Origin of the sequence: Mesorhizobium loti (assembly GCA_014189435.1) — a bacterium.
Lineage (GTDB): Bacteria > Pseudomonadota > Alphaproteobacteria > Rhizobiales > Rhizobiaceae > Mesorhizobium > Mesorhizobium loti_G.
Genome location: CP050293.1, coordinates 2,053,795 through 2,076,140, shown reverse-complemented (window position 1 = coordinate 2,076,140; position 22,346 = coordinate 2,053,795). Strand labels below are relative to the sequence as shown.

Below are 22,346 nucleotides of genomic sequence, written 5' to 3'. Positions count from 1 at the left end.
GATACTATCCTACTTTACGCTCAAACGAGGCATCCATGGAATCCGCCGAAAAACTCTCCGTCACCGTCACGCCTGCCATGGCTCGCATGATCCGTGAAAAAGTCGAGGACGGCTCCTTCGGATCGGCAAGCGAAGTCATCCGCGCCGCGCTTCGCGCCTTCCAGCGCGAAGAGGACGAACATGCCGAGCGCATGGCGTCGATCAGGGCGCGGGTAAAGGCTTCGATCGAGGACAAAAGGCCTGCTGTTCCGCTCGACGAGGCGATCGACCGGGTAAAGAGCCGGATTTCGCAACTGGCGAGAGAGAGCGATGATCCAGCGTCTCGCCGTCGTTCTTAGCGAAAATGCGATCTCCGACCTCGAAGCGATTGGCACCTACATCTTTGAGAACAGTGGCAGCGAAAATATCGCCAACGGTTTTGTCGATCGAATCAAGGATCGTTGCCAGAACATCGGCAATGCTCCTCGCGGTGGCCGCCCACGCGGCGACATCTTGCCGGGACTACAGAATCGTCCCGTTCGAACATTCCGCCATCATCGCCTATGTCATGGACAATGATCTCGTCCATATCGTCAACGTCTTCTATGGCGGACGTGACTACGAAGCGCTGATGCGAGATAGCGGCGAACCGTCTTGATAGACGACTACTTCGCCGGCTCGGCATTCGCCGCCGGTAACCCCGGCTTGCCTGCCTCATCAGGATTTCTTCTGACATAGGCAGCCTTCAGGCTTTCCGACGTTTCGCGCGAGCCGTCATGGCTCCAGCCAGGCGGCTTGATCAGGTAGTTCAGGCGATCGCTCAAGGTCAGCCCCGGCGCAAAGGCATCCCTGAACATGCCGATCCATTCATGGAACGCCACTTTCAGCGGATTGAAGGTGCCGAGATTCCTGACGATGCCATAGCGCGGCCGGTCTTCCTCCAGTTCCCCGACGAAGGTGCCGAACATGCGGTCCCAGATGATCAGCGTGCCGGCATAGTTGGCGTCGAGATAGCGTGGATTGGTGGCGTGGTGGACGCGGTGGTGCGACGGCGTGTTGAAGATGAATTCGAACCAGCCCCACATCTTGCCGATGGTCTCGGTGTGGATCCAGAACTGCCAGACCAGGTTGAAGCCGAAGGTGAAGGCAATGACCGCGGGATGAAAGCCAAGCAGCACCAGCGGCGCCTGCAGCACGAACATGAAGGTGAACAGGCCGGTCCAGCTTTGCCTGAGCGCCGTCGACAGATTGTAGTGCTGGCTGGAATGGTGGTTGACGTGCTCGGCCCACACCCAGCGCACCCGGTGCGCGATACGGTGATAGACGTAGTAGCGCAGATCATCGAGCAGGAACGCGGCGAGGAACACCCAGACCGACAGGCCGAGATTGAAGATGCGGAATTGCCAGAGCCACAGCAGCGCCCAGTAGGACACCACGCCAAGCAGCAGCCCGGCAACGACATTGCCGGTGCCCATCATCAGGCTGGTCAAGGTGTCGCGCGTCTCGAACGAGCCCCTGGCGCGGCCGCTGCGCACCAGCCAAAGCTCGATCAGGATCGCGACAACGAAGAACGGGATGGCCAGTTGGGTGACCTGCGGGAAATTGTAGTCGCCCATCACGCGGCCTCCCTGGTGGAATTCGAGTGTTGCGGCTCAAGCGCTTGCAGCAAGCCTTGCGCATCCGTTGCGCTGGCAAAGCGGAAGCGGCCGCCCTTCCAGGTGAAATCGGCGAGCCGCAGCGAGACCATATTCCCGTCTCCTGCGTTCAAAACCGCAACACCCTGAGGCGTGACGATGCGCGTCAAGAAGCAGTCGCCGATGCTGTGAACGATACCAATGCGCCCTCGCCCGATATCCAGAAACGCCGTCCTGGCGTCCGCCGTCAGGCGAACCACCGCCGCGATCTCGTCGGGAAAATCCTCGGCGAATCGGCTCAATGCCTGATCGGCGCCACCGAGCGTCGCCGTCTTGCTGCCGCCGGTGAAATGCACCGCCGCAACCGACAGCGCGATGCCAAGGGCGACGATCGCGACCAGCAATGGCAAGCTCATGGATCGGTATCTCCTCCGGCCGGCCTGTTGTCTGCGGCAACAGTTCTGGCTCGGAAAGCTCTTAGCATGATTGACGTTTACGTCAAAGTGCCGCCCAACCCTTGGTCGCACGACGCAGCAGCAGCCAGTGCCGGCGCAAGGCAGACAGCCGCGCCACACCGTCGAGCGGCGAGCCATTCTCCATCTTGCCGAGATAGGCGCGCGACAGGGTCAACGGCAGAAATGCCGGGCGTAGCGAAACCGGCAAGGCCGATGCGCCCCGTTCAAAGGCGGTGAGATGCTCCCGCGCCAGCGCCATCATCGCCGCCACCGCGCGCTTGGCGCCGGGACCGCCGTCACCAGTGATGAATTCCTGCGGCGAAGAGCCGGCCGCAGCGAGGATATCGGCCGGGACAAAACACTGTCCGCGCCTGCGGTGCAACGGCAACAGCAGCAACAGGCCGGTCATCGCCTGCGCACAGCCTGCCCTGCCCGCCAGTTCGGCAAAGCGCGGCGCCTCGACGGGATCGAGCGTCATCGCCGCAAGCTGGATGAGTGCCGCGGCCGTCTCGCCGCAATAGCCTTCCAGATCGGTGCGCGACGGCATCGGGTCGTCGTAGAGGTCGAAAATGCGCGCATCGAGCATGTTCTCGAAGGCCAGTTTCGGCAGATTGAATGTCGCTATGGTGGCATTCAAGGCTACGGCTGTGGGATGGCCGGCGCCCGCCTCGCCGCCGGCGGCAATGACATCGCGCCACCATTGCAGCCGCACCTCGCCAGGCAACGCCTCATGGATGCGATCGCGGATGCCTGCGATCTCGGCATTGAAGGCATAGAGCGAAAACAGCGCGTCGCGCTTGTCCGCCGGCGCGTAAAGCGCGGTCAGATAGCGGTCATGGTCGGCGGCGCGCACCGCGTCCATGACGATTTTGGCATTTTGAGACATATCAATCGACGGCAATGAGCGCGGCGGCCACGGCGCGCTCTTCCGCCAGAAGGACATTGTAGGTCCGCACCGCGGCGCCGGTCGACATCGGGTCGGACGCGATGCCTGCCGCCTTCAGCGCGGCCCGCAGTGCGGTGGGCAATGGCCTGAGATCCCTGCCCATGCCGACCAGCAGGATCTCGACCTTGTCGGCCTCAGTCAGCAGCCTGTCGAAATCCGCCACCGTCAGCGCCAGAGGATCCGCCGGCTCCCAGCCATGGATGCCGGATGGCAGACAGAGCAGCGAGCCGCGATGCGACATGTCCGCAAAGCGGAACCCGCCATTGCCATAGGCTTCGATCGGCGCGCGGCCTGGAAAATGCGCCTCGCGGATGACGATGCCTTTGCTGGTCACCGTTTTGTCACCCCTTCGGGGCGGCGCGTCAGGTCGCGACCGCCTTGCCGCCATTGACCGGCTTCTCCTCGTCGGACGAAGCCTGCGGCCGCAGCTTGAACAGGATCAGCAGCGGTGCAGCGATGAAGATCGACGAATAGGTGCCGAAGACGACGCCGAACAGCATGGCCATCGTGAACGAGCGGATCACCTCGCCGCCGAACAGCACCAGCGCCAGCAGCGCCAGGATCGTCGTCACCGAGGTCAGCGTCGTTCGCGACAGCGTCTCGTTGATGGCGTTGTTCAACAGTTGCGGCAGCGGCATCCGCTTGTATTTTCGCAGATCCTCTCGAACACGGTCATAGACCACGATCGTGTCGTTCAGCGAATAGCCGATAATGGTCAGGATCGCCGCCAGCGATGACTGGTTGAACTCCAGTCCGGTGATGACGAAGAAGCCAAGTGTCATGACCACATCGTGCACCGTCGCCACGATGGCGCCGACCGCGAACTGCCATTCGAAGCGGAACCAGACATAGACCAGGATGCCAAACAACGCGACCAGCATGGCGATCGTGCCTTGCTTGGCGAGTTCGCCCGAGACAGTCGGTCCCACCACTTCGACGCGGCGGAAGTCATAATTGTCCTGCAGCTCGCCGCGCACCTTGTCGATGACCGTCTGCTCGGCATTCTCGCCGCCATCCTGCGAGCCGACACGGATCAGCACGTCGTTCGGATCGCCGAACTGCTGCACCTGGACTTCGCCGATGTTGAGTTCGGTCAGCCGCCCGCGAATGTCGGCGATGTCGGCGTTGCCGGTCTTGGCCTTCACCTCGATCAGCGAGCCGCCCTTGAAGTCGATGCCGTAGTTGATGTCGACGGTCATGAACAGCACGACCGAAAGCACCGAAAGGATGCTCGACAGCGCGAAGGTCCAGCGGCGGATGCCCATGAAGGGGATCTTCGTGCCGGGCGGAATGAAAGTCACCGGCGCCTTCGGCAGTTCCTTCGGGCGGGCCCGGCGCAGCCAGATCGAGACCAGCAGGCGGGTGAAGGTGAAGGCGGTGAAGACCGTCGTCAGGATGCCGATGGCGAAGGTGATGGCAAAGCCCTTCACCGGCCCGGTGCCGAGATAGAACAGCACCACCGTCGCGATCAGCGAGGTGACGTTGGAATCGACGATGGTCGCCAGCGCCTTGGTGAAACCGGTATCGATCGCCTGGATCACCGAACGGCCGTTTCGTCGTTCCTCGCGGATACGTTCATAGATCAGCACGTTGGAATCGACCGCCATGCCGATGGTCAGCACGATACCAGCAATACCAGGCAAGGTCAGCGTCGCGCCGAGCAGCGACAACAGCCCGACGATCATCGCCACGTGCACCGCCAGCGCGATGTTGGCGAGGAAGCCAAGGAAGCCGTAGGCCACGAACATGAACACGACGACGAGGATCGAGCCGATGATGCCGGCGACCTTGCCGGCATGGATGGAATCCTGGCCGAGACCAGGACCAACGGTACGCTCTTCGATAACCGTCAGCGTCGCGGGCAAGGCGCCGGCGCGCAGCAACACGGCGAGGTCGTTGGCGCTCTGGGCGGTGAAATTGCCCGAAATCTGGCCGGTGCCGCCGAGGATCGGCTCACGAATCTGCGGCGCCGAGATCACCTGGTTGTCGAGGATGATGGCGAACAGCTTGCCGACATTCTGCGAGGTCGCCTGGCCGAAACGCGCTGCACCCTTCGAATCGAAGCGGAACGAAACCACCGGCTCGTTGTTCTGCGAATTGTATGTCGCCTGCGCATCGACGAGATTTTCACCCGAAACGATGACGCGGTTCTCGATCAGATAGGGAACCGGCGGATCGTCCTGCGAATACAGTACCGACGAGCCGGCAGGCGGACGGCCATTGAGCGCGTCCTGCACCGGCATCGACTGGTCGACCATCTGGAAGGTCAGCTTGGCGGTCTGGCCAAGGATTTCCTTCAGCCTTTGCGGGTCCTGAAGACCCGGCACCTGGACAAGGATACGGTCGTCGCCCTGCCGCTGCACGATAGGTTCAGTCGTGCCGAGTTCGTTGACGCGGCGCTCGACCACCTCGATCGACTGCGCCAATGCGGTCGATGTGCGGTATTTGATGCCGGCGTCGGTCACGTTGAATTTGAGCAGGCCGGGCTCGGAATCGTCGAGCGTCATTTCCTGGATGGAGCCGCCGGTGAACAGGCCGGCAGCGACCGGATCGGTCAGCGTCTTCAGCGCCGTCTTGGCGGCATCGATCTGGGCGGGATCGGTGATGCGGACCTGCAAGACCCGTCCCGTGCCGGCAAGGCCGGTATAGCCGATCTTGGCGTCCCGCAGCAGGGTGCGGATTTCGTCGCGCGTCGTCTCCAGCCGGTCCTTGATCAGATCATTCTGATTCATCTCCAGCAGGATATGCGAGCCGCCCTGCAGATCGAGGCCGAGCGTCATCTGACGCTTCGGCACCCAGCTGGGCAGTTGGGCCAAGGTGCTTGCGGGGATGAGATTGGGCGCGGCGAGGATCACTGTGATGGCCACGGCCACCCAGATCAGGATCATCTTGAAGCGCGAAAAATACAGCATATGGCGTCGTCCGTCAGAGCGTGTCCGCGGATCGCTCCGCCTGAAATTGGATTACTTCTTGGCGTTCTGGTTGGCCACCGGCTCGCCCTTGACGCGCACATCGGCGATCGTCGAACGGAGCGCCGTCACCTTCAGGCCGCTGCCGAGGTCGATCTCAAGCTCGTTATCGTCGATCACCTTGGTCACCTTGCCGACGAAACCGCCACCGGTGACGACCGTATCGCCGCGACGGACCGCCGCCAGCATCTCGCCGCGCTTCTTCAACTGCGTGCGCTGCGGCCGGATGATCAGAAAATACATGATCACGAAAATCAGGACAAACGGCAAAATGCTGATGAACATATCGGGAGAGGCGCCGGGCATCGAAGTACTCCTGAATTTTGAAAAAAGCCGCGAGGCGGCCCCGTGAAATTTGGCCGGAATATAGTCGGTAAAGTTCTCAATGCAACTGCGGGACCGGGCAAATACGCTGCTTTTCCGGCCTGTTGGCCCGTGTTACAGCATGGCATCGAAGGCCGCGACCCGGTTTTTGGAAAAGATCGCGCTCAAACAAAAGGTTGGCGGCGGTTTCGAAACTGCGGGAATCGAATAGGTTCCGGCGTCGCACCTCCCTAAAAGCCAAGACAAAAAGACGTAGAAATGACCGACAGCAGCCTAGATGCACTCAACCAGAAACTCGACCGGCTGATCGAGGCGGTCAGCCGCCTCGCCCCGCCGCCGGTGCCTCAAACCGACCTCGGCGAGGCCGACTGCTTCGTCTGGCAGGCCGATCCCGGCTATCTGGAGCCGGTGCGCAAGGTCAACCGCGTCGACATCGGCCTGATCCGTGGCGTCGACCGCGTCCGCGACATCCTGGTCGACAACACCGAACGCTTCGCCGCCGGCTATCCGGCCAACAACGTGTTGTTGTGGGGCGCGCGCGGCATGGGCAAATCGTCGCTGGTCAAGGCCGTGCATGCGGAGATCAACGCCAAGGCCAAGTCCGACCTGCCGTTGAAGCTGATCGAAATCCATCGCGAGGACATCGACACGCTGCCGAAGTTGATGGGATTGCTGAAGGCAGCCCCTTTCCGCTTCATCCTGTTTTGCGACGACCTCTCCTTCGACCATGACGACACTTCCTACAAGTCGCTCAAGGCAGCGCTCGAAGGCGGCGTCGAGGGCCGCCCGGTCAATGTCATCTTCTATGCCACCTCGAACCGCCGGCATCTGTTACCGCGCGACATGATCGACAATGAACGCTCGACCGCCATCAACCCGTCCGAAGCGGTCGAGGAAAAGGTGTCGCTGTCGGATCGCTTCGGCCTGTGGCTCGGCTTCCACAAATGTTCGCAGGACGAGTATCTCGACATGATCGACGGCTATGTCAGCCATCATGGCCTGGCCATCGCCCCCGAGCAGTTGCGCGCCGAGGCGCTGGAATGGGCAACGACGCGCGGCAGCCGCTCGGGCCGCGTCGCCTGGCAATTCACCCAGGACCTGGCTGGACGGCTCGGCAAACCGCTCAAGGACTAACCCGTCTCGAAGCCGAACTGAAAAAGCCCGTTCCTTGCGGAACGGGCTGAGCCGGCGGGCGGACTGGAGGTCAGACGTCCCGCAAATTGCTTTTTTCTTCTATTCGAGATAGCCGGACGGATCGACCGGGGCGGAGTTCTTGCGCACTTCGAAGTGCAGCTTCGGCGAGTCCGTCGTGCCGCTCATACCCGACAGCGCGATTTCCTGGCCGCGCTTGACCTTCTGGCCGCGCTGCACCTCGATCGAGCTGGCGTGACCGTAGACGGTGACCAGGCCATTCTCGTGACGCACCAGCACCGTGTTACCGAATTCCTTGAGGCCGTCGCCGGCATAGATGACGACGCCGTTCTCGGCCGCCTTGACCGGCGTGCCCGAGGGCACGGCGATGTCGACGCCGTCCTTGCCGGAGCCGAAACCGGAGATCACACGGCCGCGCACCGGCCAGCGCATCTTGCCGATGCCGGTGGCGTCGGGCGCGACTGCATCGTCGTCCTCGGCCTGCTGGATGACCTTCGAATCTTTCTTCGGCGGCGTGTAGGACGCCAGCGTTTCCGAAGGCGTGGTCTTTGCCGCTGGCTGCGTGGTGGCCGTGGTCACCGGATCGATCTTGGCCGGCTTGGCGCTGGCGACCGTCGCGGTCCCACCGGCCGGCACTTTCAGCGTCTGGCCGATCTTGAGCAGTCCATCCTTCATCCCGTTGGCCTGCTTCAGCGCGGTGGCGCCGACGCCGGTCTTCCGGGCAATAGAAGAAAGCGTATCGCCCGATTGGACCGTGTAGGTGCCAGCGGCACCGGTTGCCTTGGCTGCCGCCACCTGCGGCTTGGGCTGCTTGGGCTGGCTTGCTGCGGCCGACGTGTCGACCTGAGCGGCGGATTTACCTTCCTTGAGCTTCGGCTGCTGCGGCAGAACGGCGACCTTGTCCGGCGCCGTGGCGGGCAGATCGTGCTTGCCGTCCTTCGCCGGCTTGGCATCGGCGACCTTCGCCTCGCCCTTGCTCGAATAGGCATAGGCCGGGATGACCAGCTTCTGGCCGGTCTTCAGCCCCTTGGTCGCGCTCAGCCCGTTGACCTTCATGATGACGTCGGACGGCACCTTGTAGCGCTGCGCCAGGCCGCCAATCGTTTCGCCGTCCCGAACGACAATCTCGGTTGCATGCGGTTTACCAGAGGATGCCACGCGCGGCTCATCGGGCTGCGCAACCTTGAAAGGCGATGCGGCCGGAGCGACGGTGCCTGTCGTGGTCCTGTCGACATGCGGCGCCGGAGCCAATGCAGTGCGTACCGGCTTTGAGGCAGGCGCCAGTGCGGGAGCCGGCTGTGCCTGGGCAACGGGCGGCGGCAGCGGCCGCGTCGAGACCGGCTCCAGGCTGGAGCGGCTGACCGACTGTGTGTGACTGCCATCGATCGGAGCGGCGGCGACATCGCCCGGATAGGGCTGCTGTACGGCGTCCTGCTTGTTGATGATGGTGCGCTGATTGTTGGTCGAGGATGTAAAGACGTCATCGACGCCATTGAACCGCGAAACCTGGGAACTGCACCCCGCAGCAGCACCCGCGACCATCAGTATGGCGCAGCCTCGCGCCAGATTGCGACCGCTTGTCTTCAAAACACTGAGTTGCATCGCACTAACCCGCACATACCCGGTACAAACTAGGCATGATTAAAGCGCGTTAATGTTACTCGACGGTTAACCCCATGGAATCCGACGCAATTTTTCTTAAAATATTAGAGAGCGAGCCGAGGGGAGATTTCAGGTCAGGCAAGCCGGAGCCGAAGACAGGCGCGCGAAGCGTCCACTTGCAGCGCGGCATCACCTAAAAATCGACATACGCTAGATAATAGCGGCGACACTGCGCAAAATCGGCTGCAGGCGGACAAGGCCGATGTCCTCGCGCTCGAACCGGCTGCCGACCTTGGTCAGCTTGGCCAGCACTTGTTCGCCCTCCTCGGGTCCGATCGGGGCGATGACGATGCCACCGCTCGACAATTGGTCGAGCAGGAAGCGCGGCAGGCTGTCGAAGGCAGCCCAGGCGACGATGCGGTCGAACGGCCCTTCATTCGGCAAGCCGCCGGAACCATCGGCGTGGCGCACGATCACATTGCCGATGCCGAGCGCCTCGAAACGCTGCCTGGCCTGCTCGACGAGCGTCTTGTAGCGATCGGTGGTGACGACCCGCGCCGCCAGCCGCGACATCACCGCCGCCGTATAGCCGGAGCCGGTGCCGACCTCGAGCACGCGGTTGCCCTGCTCGATGGCGAGCGCCGCAATCACCGCCGCCTGCATGTCGGCGCCTTCGATCGCCTCGCCGCATTCGATCGGCAGCATCCGGTCCGACCAGGCGATCTGATGGAATTGAGCAGCCAGGAAACCGCGCCGCGGCGTCGCCTCGAAGGCCGCGATCAGTGCCTTCGGCACCGTCCCCCGGCCGCGCAGGCGCAGCAGAAAGGCGGCAAAGCCTTCGCGGTCATCGATCCCCTGGTTCATGCAAGCGCCTTGCTCAGTTGGTCACGGATTTCATGCGCGGTGAGGTCGAGCTGCAGGGGCGTCACCGACACCAGCCTGTTGCGCAGGGCGTAGAGGTCGGTGCCTTGCTTGCCTTCGACCGGCTCGCGGCCGAAACGCAGCCAGTAGTAAGGCAGGCCGCGCCCGTCGCGGCGCTCGTCGACCCACAGGCTGTGCACGAGCTTGCCTTGCGAGGTGACCACCGTGCCGGCGACCTCCTCGGGCGTGCAGTTGGGAAAATTGACGTTGAGCAAAACACCGTCAGGCAGCGGCGTCGCGACAAGCTTCTTCAGCAATGCCGGCGCCAGCGCCTCGGTCGTCTCGTAAGGGACGACGCGATCCTCGCCGACATAGCTGTAGCCCTGGCTGAGCGCGATCGAGCGGATGCCGAGCAGCGCGCCTTCCATGGCGCCGGCGACGGTGCCGGAATAGGTGACGTCGTCGGCTATGTTGGCGCCGGAATTGATGCCGGACAGGATCAGGTCGGGTGCGCCGGGCAGGATCTTCTTGACGCCCATGATGACGCAATCGGTCGGCGTGCCGCGCACGGCAAAGTGCTTCTCGCCGATCTTGCGCAGCCGCAGCGGCTCCGAGATCGACAGCGAATGCGCGTAGCCGGACTGGTCCTGCTCGGGCGCCACCACCCAGACGTCGTCGGACAGTGTGCGCGCGACGCGTTCGAGCGACGCCAGGCCCTCGGCATGAATGCCGTCGTCATTGGTCAGGAGAATGCGCATTATTTCGCTTCGATCTTTTCCAGACCGCCCATGTAAGGCCGCAGCACTTCAGGAATGGTTACGCTGCCATCCTCATTCTGGTAGTTTTCGATGACGGCGATGAGCGCGCGGCCGACGGCGGTGCCGGAACCGTTGAGCGTGTGGACGAAGCGGTTGCCCTTGCCGTCTCTGTCCTTGTAGCGGGCGTCCATGCGGCGCGCCTGGAAATCGCCGCACACCGAGCAGGACGAGATTTCGCGATAGGCGTTCTGGCCGGGCAGCCAGACCTCGATGTCATAGGTCTTGCGCGCGCCAAAGCCCATGTCGCCGGTGCACAGCGTCATGGTGCGGAACGGCAGGCCGAGCCGCTTCAGCACTTCCTCGGCGCACTGCGTCATCCGCTCATGCTCGGCGAGTGACGATTCCTGGTCGGTGATCGACACCAGCTCGACCTTGTAGAACTGGTGCTGGCGAAGCATGCCGCGCGTGTCGCGCCCGGCCGAACCCGCTTCCGAACGGAAGCACGGCGTCAGCGCGGTATAGCGCAGCGGTAGCTTTTCATGCGCGGTGATTTCTTCGCGCACGAGGTTCGTGAGCGGGACTTCGGCGGTGGGGATCAGGCCAAGCCGGCCATCGCCATGCTGGACAAAAAAGAGATCCTCCTCGAACTTCGGCAGTTGGTTGGTGCCGAACAGAACCTCGTCGCGCACCATCAGCGGCGGGATAATTTCTTCGTAGCCATGCTCGGTCGTGTGCAAATCGAGCATGAACTGGCCGAGCGCGCGCTCCATCCGCGCCAGCCCGCTCTTCAGCACGGTGAAGCGCGACCCTGACAACTTCGCCGCCCGCTCGAAATCCATCATGCCGAGCGCTTCGCCGATCTCGAAATGCTCCTTCACCCAGTTCGGCCGCGTCGGCGCCTTGCCGACGACGTGCTTGACCAAATTGTCATGCTCGTCCTTGCCGACCGGCACGTCATCGAACGGCACGTTGGGCAGCACCGCCAGCGCATCAGTCAGCGCTTTGTCGAGCTCGCGTTCGCGCGCCTCGCCATTCTGGATGAAGGTCTTGATCTCGCCGACCTCGGCTTTCAGCCTTTCGGCAAGCGCCGCATCGCCCGAACGCATGGCGTTGCCGATTTCTTTCGAGGCGGCATTGCGGCGCTCCTGCTTGGTCTGCAGCTCTGTGACGTGTTCGCGCCGCGCCTCGTCCGAGGCGATCAGCTTGTCGACCGTGGACTGCGCCTCGCCGGCCGACCACGAGCGCTTGACCAGCGCCTCGACAAGGGCCTTCGGGTTGTCGCGAATCCATTTGATGTCAAGCATGGTTTGAACGCTCCTCGGGTAGCATGTCGCCCAAAAGTGCGCAGCGGTTTTTGGACAACGACATGCTTCAAACAAAACTGAAACGCATCGCGTGGATAGCGATGCGTTTCAGCCAGAGGGCGTAAACCGCATCCTTGATCGATGCAAGATGAGGCTAGGCTGAGGCTGCCGTTTTCCACGCAGCCCGGTGTTACGAGGCTGCCGGCGCCGGAGGCTCGTCCGGAGCTTTGTCCGCCACGGTTTCCGCCGCGTCCTGCTTCTCACGCGCCACCCGCTGCTTTTCCTGATCGCGCTCGATCAGCCGGGCAGCCCAGATGGAAACCTCGTAGAGAAGGATGGTCGGAATGGCCAAACCGATCTGGCTCATCGGATCAGGCGGCGTCAGCACAGCCGCGACGACGAAGGCAATGACGATCGCCCATTTGCGCTTCTCGGCCAGCCCCTTGGACGACAGCATGCCGACGCGTGTCATCAGGCTGGTCACCACCGGCAGCTGGAACACCAGGCCGAAGGAGAAGATCAGCGTCATGATCAGGCTGAGATATTCCGAGACTTTCGGCAGCAGCGAGATCTGCACCTGATCGTCGGTGCCGGCCTGCTGCATGGCGAGGAAGAACCACATCACCATCGGTGTGAAGAAGAAATAGACCAGCGACGCGCCCATCAGGAACAGGATGGGCGATGCGATCAGGAACGGCAGGAAGGCGTTGCGCTCGTTCTTGTAGAGGCCGGGCGCAATGAACTTGTAGATCTGCGTGGCGATCAGCGGAAAGGCGATCACCATGCCGCCGAACATGGCGAGCTTGACCTGGGTGAAGAAGAATTCCTGCGGCGCGGTGTAGATCAGCTCGACCTTGTGCGGATCGAGCCCTGCCCATTTCGTCGCCCATTTGAACGGGATCACAAGCAGGTTGAACAGCTTCTTGGCGAAGAAGAAACAAACCAGGAAGGCGACAAAGAAGCCGCCGATCGACCAGATCAGCCGCCGGCGCAACTCGATCAGATGCTCCATCAGCGGCGCCGACGATTTCTCGATCTCGTCCTTTTCGGTGTCCGAAACGCTCACTTGGCGGCTCCAGCCGTCTTCTTGGCCACCGGCTTCTTCGCCGGAGCAGGCTTCGGTTCGGCTTTCGCCACGGTCTTGGTCGCGATTACCTTGGCCGCAGCAGGCTTGGCGGCCTTGGGCGTTTCAGGCTTTGCTGCCGTCACGGTCTTCGCTGGGGCCTTGGGCGCAGGCGTGGCCTTCGTGGTGACCGCTTTCGCTGGCGCGGCAGCCTTTGCGCCGGTTGCCGAAGCCTTGGCAACCGGCGTCGCCTTTGCCGGCGCAGGCTTGGCTGCTTTCTTCGCCGCGGACGCCTTCGGCGCCACAACCGGTTCCGTCGGCAGTGACGACGTCACCACCGATTCGTCGGTCATTGCCGGGAAAATCGGCGCTGCCGGTGCTGCTTCCGGCCCGTTGACGCCAGGCATGGTCGTTGCACCGTTCTTCAACGGCTCGGCCGCCTGCGGGGTCGAAGCGGCAGGCGTTGCCGGATCAACCGCCGGCTTCGGCTTCATCGCCGCGTCGACGCCGGAGCGAACGTCTGCCGCCGCCTGTTCGAACGGATTGAGCTGCTTCCTGATCTCGGCCATCGGACTGAGACCCCTGAGCTCGTCGACCGACTTCTTGACGTCGTCGAGCTCGGCTTCCTTGAGCGCCTCGTTGAACTGTTTCTGGAAATCGGACGCCATGGCGCGCAGCTTCGCCGTCGTGCGGCCGAAGGTGCGCAGCATATTGGGCAAATCCTTAGGCCCGACGACCACGATCATGACGATCGCGATGACCAGCATTTCGGTCCAGCCGACTTCAAACATGGCACTCTGTTCCGACTAGAACCTTTGGCTCAGCTCTTGCTGGCTTTTTCCTTCGCGGCCGCAACGGTCTCGTCGGCGCGATGTTCGACGGTGCGCTTGTCTTCGGCAACGTCGTCGTCGGCCATGCCCTTCTTGAAGCTCTTGATGCCCTTGGCCATGTCGCCCATCAGCTCGGGAATCTTGCCGCGGCCGAACACCAAAAGCACGATCACCAGCACGATCATCCAGTGCCAAATCGAAAATGAACCCATAGCAAATCTCTCTCGAATGTTTTCCCTGGCGATGATCTATGCGTTTTCGCGTTGGGATTCAAACACAACTGCGACAGAGTTTATGAAAGGGTGACGGATGTCACGCATTTTCGACGAGAAGGCCCGCTACGAATCCGCGCATCCTCGACAGATCGGCGGCTAATGCCAGTCAATCTTCCGTGACGCGCGGCGTCAGCAGGCCGAGTTCCTCGAGATCGATGTCGGTCAGCGCATCCTCGTCGTCGGTCAGCGCATCGGGATCGGCCGGCGGCAGCGGAATGGCGAAATTCGACGGCATGCGGCCCGAAAGCAGGCCGGCGCCCTTCAGTTCCTCCATGCCGGGAAGATCGCGGATCTCCTCCAGCGCGAAATGGTCGAGGAAGGTGTCTGTGGTGCCGTAGGTGACAGGGCGTCCCGGCGTCTTGCGCCGGCCGCGCATGCGCACCCATTCCGTCTCCAGCAGCGTGTCGAGCGTGCCTTTCGAGGTTTCGACGCCCCGGATGTCCTCGATCTCGGCGCGCGTCACCGGCTGGTGATAGGCAATGATCGCCAGCACTTCGAGGGCCGCGCGGGAGAGCTTCCTCTGTTGGACAGTATCGCGGCTCATCAGGAAAGCGAGATCACCGGCCGTGCGGAACGCCCAGGCGTCGCCGATACGCACCAGATTGACGCCGCGCCGCGCATAGATCTGCTGCAGCTCGGCCATGGCCAGGGCGACGTTGATGCCGTCCGGAAGGCGTACCGCAAGCTGCTTTTCGCTGACAGGCTCGGCGCTGGCGAACACGATCGCCTCGGCCATGCGCACGGCTTCCGCCAGATGCAGCCGCTCGGCCGGATTGTGTACCTTTTGCTCGGCCGGGTCCTGGGAAAGCGACTCCTCTTCGGATTCATCGCCGACTTTGAACGGGATAACCGAAGCGTTGGCGCGTTCGCTCATGATGCCACCTCGACTGCCTTGATTGCCTGCGTGCGGCCGCGCAGATAGATCGGCGCGAACACTTCATCCTGCCGCATGTCCATCGTGCCTTCGCGCACCAGCTCCAGCGTGGCCGCAAACGAGCTGGCGATCGCCGTGCGCCGCTCCTCGGGGCTGGTCATGTACACGATCAGAAAACTTTCCAGCGTCGTCCAGTCGCTCACGGCCCCGACCAGACGGGTCAGGATATCGCGCGCGTCCTTGAGCGACCAGACACCGCGCCTGGCGATCGTGACATTGTTGATCGCCTGCTTCTGCCGTTGCTGGGCGTAGGCGGTCAAGAGATCGTAGAGCGAGGCCGAATAGGCGTTGCGCTTTTCGACGATGACCATTTCCGGCATGCCGCGCGCGAACACGTCACGGCCAAGCCGGTTGCGGTTGACCAGGCGCGCCGAGGCGTCGCGCATGGCTTCCAGCCGCTTCAGCCGGAACTGCAGCACCGCCGCCAGTTCCTCGCCGCTTTCGCCCTCGTCGCCCGGCTGCTTGGGGATCAGAAGCTTCGACTTGAGGAAGGCCAGCCACGCCGCCATCACCAGATAGTCGGCGGCAAGCTCGAGCCTGAGCGCCCTCGCCGTCTCGACAAAGGTCAGATATTGCTCGACCAGCGCCAGGATCGAAATGCGCGCCAGATCGACTTTCTGGGTGCGGGCAAGATGCAGCAGAAGGTCGAGCGGACCTTCGAAGCCGGCCACGTCAACGACCAGCGACGGGTCGCCGGTGACGCGTGAATCGTCATTCTCGGCCCACAGACGGTCCATCGGTGCGGCCTTCGCGGCCTTGCTTTCCAATGTTTCCGCCACTGCCTGTCACTTTCCCTTTGCTATGCCACCGCATCGAAGTAGGTGGCGAATTCGGCACGTATTTCGGTTTCTTCGACCGTGTCACGGTTCTTTATATAGGTCAGCGCCCGCTTTGCGCGCTCCAGCGACGTGCCCTCAAGCCCGGTGGTGCGCGACGCAATGCCGGCCATCTCCTCGAAAACGCCATTGCAGTGAAGGACCAGATCGCAGCCCGCCGCAAGGATCGAGGCCGCCTTTGTCGGGAAATCCCCAGAAAGTGCCTTCATCGACGTGTCGTCGCTCATCAGCAGCCCGTCGAAGCCGATTTCGCGCCGGATGATCTCGTCGATGACCTTGCCGGAGGTGGTCGCCGGGTTGTTTGGGTCGATCGCGCTGTAGACGACATGCGCCGTCATTGCCATCGGCAGATGGTTGAGCTCCCTGAACGGGGCGAAATCATGCCGCTGCAGATCGCTGAGCGAGGCATTGACCACAGGCAATTCGAAATGCGTGTCGGCAAAGGCCCGGCCATGGCCCGGAATATGCTTCATGACTGGCAGCACGCCGCCTGCCATCAGCCCTTCCGCCGCGGCACGGCCAAGTTCAATCACCGGTCGCGGGTCCTTGCCATAGGCACGCGCACCGATGACATCACTGGCGCCTTCGATCGGCACATCGAGCACCGGCAAGCAATCCGCGGTGATGCCGTAACGCAGCAGGTCGAAAGCATGCAGCCGCGCCATCAGCCACGCTGCGCGGGCGCCGGCATCATGATCGTCGCGCCACAGCGCGCCGAGCGCGCCACCGGCCGGATAGTTCGGCGCCAGGGGTGGCCGCAGGCGTTGCACACGGCCGCCTTCCTGGTCGATGAACACCAGCGCGTCCGGACGCCCGATGCAGTCGCGCATCGAGGCGACCAGATCGCGGATCTGTTCGGTCTCGCCGATGTTGCGCGCAAACAGGATGAAGGCCCACGGGCATTCATTGCGATAGAAATTGATTTCTTCGCGGGTGAGCGATTTCCCGGTACAGCCGAGGATCATGGATTTTGATTCGGTCATCTCAGGAGTCTAAAGCTTCGCGCGATCAAAGGGAATCATCCGGATCACGAGCGGTCAAACGCCAGGTCTGCTTTCCCCATGAAAAAAGCCGACGCGGTGACCGCGCCGGCTTTTGATTGGTTGGCTCCGGCTTTAGCGCGAGACGAAACAGTTGCCGCCGGCGGCCTTGTAGCTGGTGCACAGATTGATCGCGTCATTGCGCGACTGGGCCGGAACGCGCACGCGGTAGAACGTGCCCTTGCCGGCGATCTCGGCCTTGACGATGTTGGCGGTACGCCCGGCGAGCACGCTGCCGTAGCGGCGCTGCAGATCCTGGTAGCTCGACTGGGCGCTTTCGACCGTCGGCTGCGAAGCGATCTGCATCGACCACGAACCACCGCCGGTCGCGGTCGATGCCGGATCGATGGATGCAACCTGATCGGGCTTGACCTCGCCAACGACGTCGACCGGCTGGTCGGACGGACGCTGCGGCGCGAGTGGAACCTTTGCCGGCGTGTTGGCCGACTGTGTGCTGGAAGACTGGGCCTTGGCCTCAGCCTTAGGCTTGGCCGCCGGCTTGAGGGCCGGCTCGTCGTCCGCCTGGGCGGCGGCGGGCGCCACGGTGCCGGTCTGGTCCGCATCGGCTTGCGCCGTCGGGGCGACATGCTGCGGCGCCGGGTCGACCGGCTCCGTTACGGCCACTTGCGGGGCGGCGGGTGCTGGATCTTCACGCGGCACCAGCGAACCGTCCGACTTGACCACCATGGTCCTCACCTTGCGCGGTGCAACGGCGACGACATCGGCATTGGTGCCCTTGTCGGCCTCCTGCAGCACCTGCGCGATGCGGTCCTCGGACTTGGGCGCGGCCGCCATGTTGTCGGCCGAAGCGTCGCCGACCGTTGGCGCGGCATTGTCGGCCGTTGGCGCGGCGTTGCCGACATCGGTTCCAACGGCACCTGCGTTCTGGTTCGGCGAAAGATCGATGGCGCGGGCTGTATCCTTCGCCTGCACGTCCACCGGCTCTTCGGTGTTGGTGACCAGTTTTTCCTGGACCGGCTCGGCGGGCTTCGCCCCCTGACCGCGTCATAGACCTTGTTGTCCTGGTTCGGCACCACGGCGCCGCCCGGATTCTCCGGCTTGACCTTGATCGGCGCGTTGTCGGCCTTGACGATCACCGGCGCATCGCTGCCGCCCTTGCCGCCGAAAGATAGCGCAAAGGCCCCGAGGCCGCCTGCGACCGCCACCGCGCCGACAATCGCGGCGATGAACAGGCCACGTCCGCGCGAAGGCCTCGCGGCCTCGCGCTCGCCGAGACCCGGAACAGCCATCGCCTCGTCGAGTTCGGGATCGTAGTCCAGTTCATCGACGGTGAAATCATCCGCCTGTGAAACCGGCTGGCTGCCGGGCAGACTGTCGAGATCGAAGCCATCGGAGGCATCGGCATAACCCGTGGGCGCCGCCGCGCGGGCAGATACTTCCATTGGCCGCGCCGCATAGGTTCGCGCTTCCGGCTCATAGCCCTGCTTGACACTATCATAGCCCTGCTTGACACTATCATAGCCCGGGCTGACGCTGTCATAGCCCGGCTTGACACTGTCATAGCCCGGCTTGAAGCCAGTGGCGTAGGAATCATCGTCGTAAGACGCGCCGGCCATGCTGCCTGCGGGAGCGGCAGCGACCTCCACCGCGTTCATCTCGGAGAGAAGGCCGGAGAACTCAGCGTCGAGATCGTCATAGCCAGACGTCGCCGGCTGATCTTCCTCGAAGTGCAGTTCGGGAATATCGAGATCGTCCGCCAGCGCCACGACACGCTCGGGCACATCGACTGTCTCGACATCGGGCATGTCTTCGTAGCGCGCGGACTGGCGCGATTGCGGCGCCGCCACAGGGGCTGCGGGCGCGAAGGTCTCGACCGGCTCGGCCGAACGGTAGGACGGCACCGCGGCGACTGCCGGCGCTGCGGCCATGGATGCCATCGAAGCGGCCGGCTGAGCGCTGAACGCAGGCTGAGCGCTGAATGACGGCTGCTGCGGAACCGGCGTCACGCGGCTCCATGAACGGGTCGGCTCTGTCGGTGGGGAACGCTCCGCCAGCCAATCAAGCGAATCCGCCGAATTGTCCCGGGAAGCTGCCACGTCATGCGGATCGAGGCCTTTGGCCAAAGCCGCGTCGAACGCATCATTGTCGAAATCGATATCGCCATGTCCGGCGGTGTTCAGGCTCGGATCCTGGTCCTCAACGTCATCAAGCACAAGATCGTCGAGATCCGCATCGACCGCCTGGGCATCTGCAAGGTGCTGAGGCTGTTCAGCCGCAGTTTCATCGAGATCCCACTCGAGGTCGCCGACAAGATCGGCCGGTTCCTCGGCGGTCTCTGCCTCTTCGACAACAGGCGACGGAGCGGCGACAACCGGCTGGGCGGCGACAGCCTCCCTGGCAACCGGCGCCGTGCGCGCGGTCATGGCGCCCAGCAGCGCATTCAACTCGTCTTCCAGGCTTCGTTCGTCCGCGATCGGGGCGTGCACCGGCTCGGCCATATCGGCGGCTGGCGCCACCGGCTGGACCGTAGCGGCGGCTATTTCTGCTACCGGCTCTTCCACTGTTTCGGCAAACGTATCGTCGAAGTTCAGGTCGAGAGCATCATCCGACACAGCTTCAGGGCTGGGAGTCTCGCCCTTCGCATCCACGGTATCGGCAAGCACATCATGCGCTTCCGGCTCGTCGAAGGCGACCGGCTCATCAGCGCGAACGTCAAAATCCATGTCGACATCAGCCATGGCGTCGTCGAAGTCGCCGGCAAAATTCTCGTCGGAGATTGCCTGGGCGTCATGCGCAGCCGCCTGCTCCGGCATGGGATACTCGACGGGATCGGCAGCCATGTAGGACTGTTCCGCCGCCGAATGGTCGTCGAGCATCAGCTCGTCTTCGAGCGAGATCGCAACCGCATCGTCGAATTCATGATCGGAAGCGGGCTCGACCGAAGCTGGCGCGGCGGCGGCAACAACGTGCTGGGCCTCCTCGGCTTCCTCGTCGATCCGAAAATCCTGGTCGAGCGACGCGGCAAGCTCGTCCGCCATCGGCTGATCGTCCTCGAAGGGCGAGACATCCTCAAGTGAACTGGCGACGGCATTGTCGAAATCGGACTCGAAAGCCGGCTCGACCGACGGCGCAGGTTCAGCGGCGCCCGCATGGCTGGCGCCGGCTGCGTGGTCGTCTACTTCGTCCAGGTCCAGATGGAAATCATCGTCGAGCGACAGCGAAAGCTCGTCGTCCATCGCGCTGGCGTCAGCCGCTTCGAACGCCGGCTCATGCGCGAATGTCGGCTCATGCGCCTCGGCAACCGGAGCGGCGTCGCTGTCGTCAGCGCCGAACTCGCCCATCATTTCCTTCTCGAGATCAATATCGAAATCGCCCTCTTCCGCCACGTGATCGGCGGCTGGGGCTTTCGGCTGGACGGGCGATTGCGGCTTGACCGGCTGGCGCGGGTCGAATCCCATGATCCTGGTCAGTTCCGCGAACGGATCATCGTCAGCGATGTCGTTGTTGTCGGCTACTCTCAGCTGGGTTCTGTCTGCCATTATTGTTCCCGAACTCGCACTCATTCGGACGCCATGGACGTCGCGTAGGGTTGGCCCTTACCAGCGCAATGTGGGCAAAAGGTGACAGGTTATTTAGTCAAACCTAACGCATTTCGGTGGGCGCGGCGGCTCCGATCAACGTCAGGCCGGACGTCAAAACGTCCGAAACAGCCTGCACCAGCCCTAGTCTGGCATGCGTCAATTGTCGGTCGTTAACCTTAACAAAACGTAAGTCCGGATTATCCGTGCCACGGTTCCAGTGTCCGTGGAAGCTGGAGGCCAGATCATAGAGGTAAAATGCCAGCCTGTGCGGCTCGAGCGCAAGTGCCGCGGACTCGATCAGGCGCGGATATTCGGCGAGCTTGCGGATCAAGCCGATCTCGCCCTCGTCGGTCAGCAAAGCCGCGGCCGACGCCAGGCTGTTGCGGTCGAAATTGGCTTCGCCCAGTTGCTCGCTCGCTTGACGGAACACCGAATGGCAGCGCGCCGAGGCGTACTGCACATAGAACACCGGATTGTCCTTGGACTGCTCGGTCACCTTGGCAAAATCGAAATCCAACGGCGCATCGTTCTTGCGGTAGAGCATCATGAAGCGGATCGCGTCGCGGCCGACCTCCTCCACCACTTCGCGCAACGTCACGAAATCACCGGACCGCTTCGACATGCGCACCGGTTCGCCCTCGCGAAACAGCTTGACCAAATTGCACAGCAGCACGGTGAGCTTCACCTCTTCGCCGGCAATCGCCCGCGCCAGGGCTTCCAGCCGCTTGACATAGCCGCCATGGTCGGCGCCGAGCACATAGATCAGGTCGACGAAACCACGATCGACCTTGTCCTTGAGATAGGCGACGTCGGCGGCGAAATAGGTGAATGCGCCATCCGACTTGACCAGCGCCCGGTCCATGTCATCGCCGACCGCGGTCGAGCGGAACAGCGTCTGCTCGCGATCCTCCCAATCGTCGGGCTTCTCGCCCTTGGGCGGCGGCAGCTTGCCCTTGTAGATATGGCCTTTCAGCGTCAAATCGTTGATCGCCGAGCGGATCTTCTTGGCATTGTCGGCGTGCAGCGTGCGCTCGGAGAAGAACACGTCGTGATGCACGTTGAGCATCGCCAGATCCTCTCGGATCATCGCCATCATCGCATCGATGGTGCGGTCCTTGACGATGGCGAGCGCCTCGTCATCCGGCATCTGCAAAAGCGAGCGGCCGAATTCCGTGACCAACGCCTGGCCGACTGGCACCAGGTAATCGCCGGGATAGAGACCGGCGGGTATTTCGCCGATGTCGTCGCCCAGCGCTTCGCGGTAGCGCAGGAAGGCGGAACGGCCGAGCACGTCGATCTGCGAGCCGGCATCGTTGATGACATATTCCTTGGTCACGTCGTAACCGGCGAAGGCCATCAGATTGGCGAGCGCGTCACCAACCACGGCACCCCGGCAATGGCCGACATGCATCGGCCCCGTCGGATTGGCCGAGACATATTCGACATTGGTCTTCCGGCCAGCGCCGACCGTCGAGCGGCCGTAGTTGCGGCCCTCGCCGAGCAGTGCGGTCAGATGTGTCTGCCAGAAGCCGTCCTTGAGCCTGAGATTGACGAAGCCAGGACCAGCCACTTCCGTCGCCGCGACATCCTTGTCGTCGCGCAGCGCTTGCGCCAGTCTTTCGGCCAGCGCACGCGGATTCTGGCCGGTGGGCTTCGCCAGCACCATCGCCGCATTGGTCGCCAGGTCGCCATGGCTGGCGTCGCGCGGCGGCTCGACGGCAATGCGCGACAAATCAGGCGAAACGCCATCATTGTCTTTCAGATCAAGCGCTTCGACGGCTTTTATGATTCGCGCGGTGAAATCGGCGAAGATGTTCATTTGTGTGACTCTGGGGTCTGGCT

19 protein-coding genes and 2 pseudogenes are annotated in these 22,346 nt (G+C 62.9%); 3 read left to right on the top strand and 18 right to left on the bottom strand.

Translation table 11 applies throughout. The annotated features are described in order from the left end of the window. Positions 1-35 precede the first annotated feature (35 nt). Positions 36-338: a type II toxin-antitoxin system ParD family antitoxin gene (locus HB777_10000; GenBank protein QND64206.1), complete on the top strand. Its 303-nt coding sequence runs from the start codon at positions 36-38 to the stop codon at positions 336-338. After that, positions 310-637 (top strand): annotated as a pseudogene (locus tag HB777_09995) (type II toxin-antitoxin system RelE/ParE family toxin). Before HB777_10000 ends, HB777_09995 begins: the two are co-directional and overlap by 29 nt. Before the next feature lie 7 nt (positions 638-644). Here the strand turns inward: HB777_09995 and HB777_09990 are convergent. The 6 genes from HB777_09990 to yajC form a co-directional block, all read right to left on the bottom strand. Continuing rightward, on the bottom strand, positions 645-1,598 hold the full coding sequence (locus HB777_09990; GenBank protein QND64205.1) for a sterol desaturase family protein: 954 nt from the start codon (positions 1,596-1,598) through the stop codon (positions 645-647). Beyond that, positions 1,595-2,029, bottom strand: a complete 435-nt coding sequence (locus HB777_09985; GenBank protein ID QND64204.1) for a hypothetical protein — start codon at positions 2,027-2,029, stop codon at positions 1,595-1,597. Before HB777_09985 ends, HB777_09990 begins: the two co-directional genes overlap by 4 nt. 82 nt (positions 2,030-2,111) lie before the next feature. Further along, the gene (locus HB777_09980; GenBank protein ID QND64203.1) at positions 2,112-2,954 is read right to left on the bottom strand and encodes a phytoene/squalene synthase family protein; all 843 of its coding nucleotides are present in this window, start codon (positions 2,952-2,954) and stop codon (positions 2,112-2,114) included. 1 nt (position 2,955) lies between these two features. Next, on the bottom strand, positions 2,956-3,402 hold the full coding sequence (locus HB777_09975; GenBank protein ID QND64202.1) for a hypothetical protein: 447 nt from the start codon (positions 3,400-3,402) through the stop codon (positions 2,956-2,958). Further along, the gene (locus HB777_09970) at positions 3,377-5,926 is read right to left on the bottom strand and encodes a protein translocase subunit SecDF (protein ID QND64201.1); all 2,550 of its coding nucleotides are present in this window, start codon (positions 5,924-5,926) and stop codon (positions 3,377-3,379) included. Before HB777_09970 ends, HB777_09975 begins: the two co-directional genes overlap by 26 nt. A gap of 51 nt (positions 5,927-5,977) precedes the next feature. Beyond that, positions 5,978-6,289, bottom strand: coding sequence for a preprotein translocase subunit YajC (gene yajC, locus HB777_09965; GenBank protein QND64200.1), 312 nt, complete (start codon positions 6,287-6,289; stop codon positions 5,978-5,980). A 276-nt stretch (positions 6,290-6,565) separates the two neighbouring features. Here yajC and HB777_09960 point away from each other — a divergent pair, with 276 nt between their 5' ends. Then, the gene (locus HB777_09960) at positions 6,566-7,441 is read left to right on the top strand and encodes an ATP-binding protein (protein ID QND64199.1); all 876 of its coding nucleotides are present in this window, start codon (positions 6,566-6,568) and stop codon (positions 7,439-7,441) included. 99 nt (positions 7,442-7,540) lie between these two features. Here the strand turns inward: HB777_09960 and HB777_09955 are convergent, their stop codons facing one another. From HB777_09955 to HB777_09900, 12 genes and pseudogenes are all read right to left on the bottom strand, one after another. Beyond that, positions 7,541-9,061 (bottom strand): peptidoglycan DD-metalloendopeptidase family protein, encoded by a 1,521-nt coding sequence (locus HB777_09955; protein ID QND64198.1) that lies wholly within the window; start codon positions 9,059-9,061, stop codon positions 7,541-7,543. Positions 9,062-9,271: 210 nt separating this feature from the next. Further along, positions 9,272-9,925, bottom strand: coding sequence for a protein-L-isoaspartate(D-aspartate) O-methyltransferase (locus HB777_09950; GenBank protein QND64197.1), 654 nt, complete (start codon positions 9,923-9,925; stop codon positions 9,272-9,274). Further along, entirely contained in the window at positions 9,922-10,680 is a 759-nt protein-coding gene (surE, locus tag HB777_09945) for a 5'/3'-nucleotidase SurE (GenBank protein QND64196.1), read from the bottom strand. The genes HB777_09950 and surE overlap by 4 nt, the downstream gene beginning before the upstream one ends. Next, a complete protein-coding gene (serS, locus tag HB777_09940; protein ID QND64195.1) occupies positions 10,680-11,984 on the bottom strand; it encodes a serine--tRNA ligase in 1,305 nt (434 codons plus the stop codon). Before serS ends, surE begins: the two co-directional genes overlap by 1 nt. Positions 11,985-12,174: 190 nt before the next feature. After that, complete coding sequence (gene tatC / locus HB777_09935; GenBank protein ID QND64194.1) at positions 12,175-13,050, bottom strand: twin-arginine translocase subunit TatC; 876 nt, start codon at positions 13,048-13,050, stop codon at positions 12,175-12,177. Then, positions 13,047-13,838, bottom strand: coding sequence for a twin-arginine translocase subunit TatB (gene tatB, locus HB777_09930; protein ID QND64193.1), 792 nt, complete (start codon positions 13,836-13,838; stop codon positions 13,047-13,049). Before tatB ends, tatC begins: the two co-directional genes overlap by 4 nt. A gap of 29 nt (positions 13,839-13,867) precedes the next feature. Further along, positions 13,868-14,089: a twin-arginine translocase TatA/TatE family subunit gene (locus HB777_09925; GenBank protein ID QND64192.1), complete on the bottom strand. Its 222-nt coding sequence runs from the start codon at positions 14,087-14,089 to the stop codon at positions 13,868-13,870. 169 nt (positions 14,090-14,258) lie between these two features. Then, complete coding sequence (scpB, locus tag HB777_09920) at positions 14,259-15,026, bottom strand: SMC-Scp complex subunit ScpB (GenBank protein ID QND64191.1); 768 nt, start codon at positions 15,024-15,026, stop codon at positions 14,259-14,261. Further along, complete coding sequence (locus HB777_09915; protein QND68723.1) at positions 15,023-15,823, bottom strand: segregation/condensation protein A; 801 nt, start codon at positions 15,821-15,823, stop codon at positions 15,023-15,025. Before HB777_09915 ends, scpB begins: the two co-directional genes overlap by 4 nt. 62 nt (positions 15,824-15,885) lie before the next feature. Beyond that, positions 15,886-16,905, bottom strand: a complete 1,020-nt coding sequence (gene nagZ, locus HB777_09910; protein QND64190.1) for a beta-N-acetylhexosaminidase — start codon at positions 16,903-16,905, stop codon at positions 15,886-15,888. A gap of 132 nt (positions 16,906-17,037) precedes the next feature. After that, a pseudogene (locus HB777_09905) lies at positions 17,038-20,462 on the bottom strand (SPOR domain-containing protein). A gap of 103 nt (positions 20,463-20,565) precedes the next feature. Beyond that, on the bottom strand, positions 20,566-22,323 hold the full coding sequence (locus tag HB777_09900) for an arginine--tRNA ligase (protein ID QND64189.1): 1,758 nt from the start codon (positions 22,321-22,323) through the stop codon (positions 20,566-20,568). Positions 22,324-22,346: the final 23 nt, after the last annotated feature.

What these genes read in the sequence shown, in the direction of transcription:
- HB777_10000 (QND64206.1), top strand. Translation starts at nt 36, where the DNA reads ATGGAATCCGCCGAAAAACTCTCCGTCACCGTCACGCCTGCCATGGCT.
- HB777_09985 (QND64204.1), bottom strand. Translation starts at nt 2,029, where the DNA reads ATGAGCTTGCCATTGCTGGTCGCGATCGTCGCCCTTGGCATCGCGCTG.
- HB777_09980 (QND64203.1), bottom strand. Translation starts at nt 2,954, where the DNA reads ATGTCTCAAAATGCCAAAATCGTCATGGACGCGGTGCGCGCCGCCGAC.
- HB777_09975 (QND64202.1), bottom strand. Translation starts at nt 3,402, where the DNA reads ATGGCGGCAAGGCGGTCGCGACCTGACGCGCCGCCCCGAAGGGGTGAC.
- HB777_09970 (QND64201.1), bottom strand. Translation starts at nt 5,926, where the DNA reads ATGCTGTATTTTTCGCGCTTCAAGATGATCCTGATCTGGGTGGCCGTG.
- yajC (QND64200.1), bottom strand. Translation starts at nt 6,289, where the DNA reads ATGCCCGGCGCCTCTCCCGATATGTTCATCAGCATTTTGCCGTTTGTC.
- HB777_09960 (QND64199.1), top strand. Translation starts at nt 6,566, where the DNA reads ATGACCGACAGCAGCCTAGATGCACTCAACCAGAAACTCGACCGGCTG.
- HB777_09955 (QND64198.1), bottom strand. Translation starts at nt 9,061, where the DNA reads ATGCAACTCAGTGTTTTGAAGACAAGCGGTCGCAATCTGGCGCGAGGC.
- HB777_09950 (QND64197.1), bottom strand. Translation starts at nt 9,925, where the DNA reads ATGAACCAGGGGATCGATGACCGCGAAGGCTTTGCCGCCTTTCTGCTG.
- surE (QND64196.1), bottom strand. Translation starts at nt 10,680, where the DNA reads ATGCGCATTCTCCTGACCAATGACGACGGCATTCATGCCGAGGGCCTG.
- serS (QND64195.1), bottom strand. Translation starts at nt 11,984, where the DNA reads ATGCTTGACATCAAATGGATTCGCGACAACCCGAAGGCCCTTGTCGAG.
- tatB (QND64193.1), bottom strand. Translation starts at nt 13,838, where the DNA reads ATGTTTGAAGTCGGCTGGACCGAAATGCTGGTCATCGCGATCGTCATG.
- HB777_09925 (QND64192.1), bottom strand. Translation starts at nt 14,089, where the DNA reads ATGGGTTCATTTTCGATTTGGCACTGGATGATCGTGCTGGTGATCGTG.
- scpB (QND64191.1), bottom strand. Translation starts at nt 15,026, where the DNA reads ATGAGCGAACGCGCCAACGCTTCGGTTATCCCGTTCAAAGTCGGCGAT.
- HB777_09915 (QND68723.1), bottom strand. Translation starts at nt 15,823, where the DNA reads ATGGACCGTCTGTGGGCCGAGAATGACGATTCACGCGTCACCGGCGAC.
- nagZ (QND64190.1), bottom strand. Translation starts at nt 16,905, where the DNA reads ATGACCGAATCAAAATCCATGATCCTCGGCTGTACCGGGAAATCGCTC.
- HB777_09900 (QND64189.1), bottom strand. Translation starts at nt 22,323, where the DNA reads ATGAACATCTTCGCCGATTTCACCGCGCGAATCATAAAAGCCGTCGAA.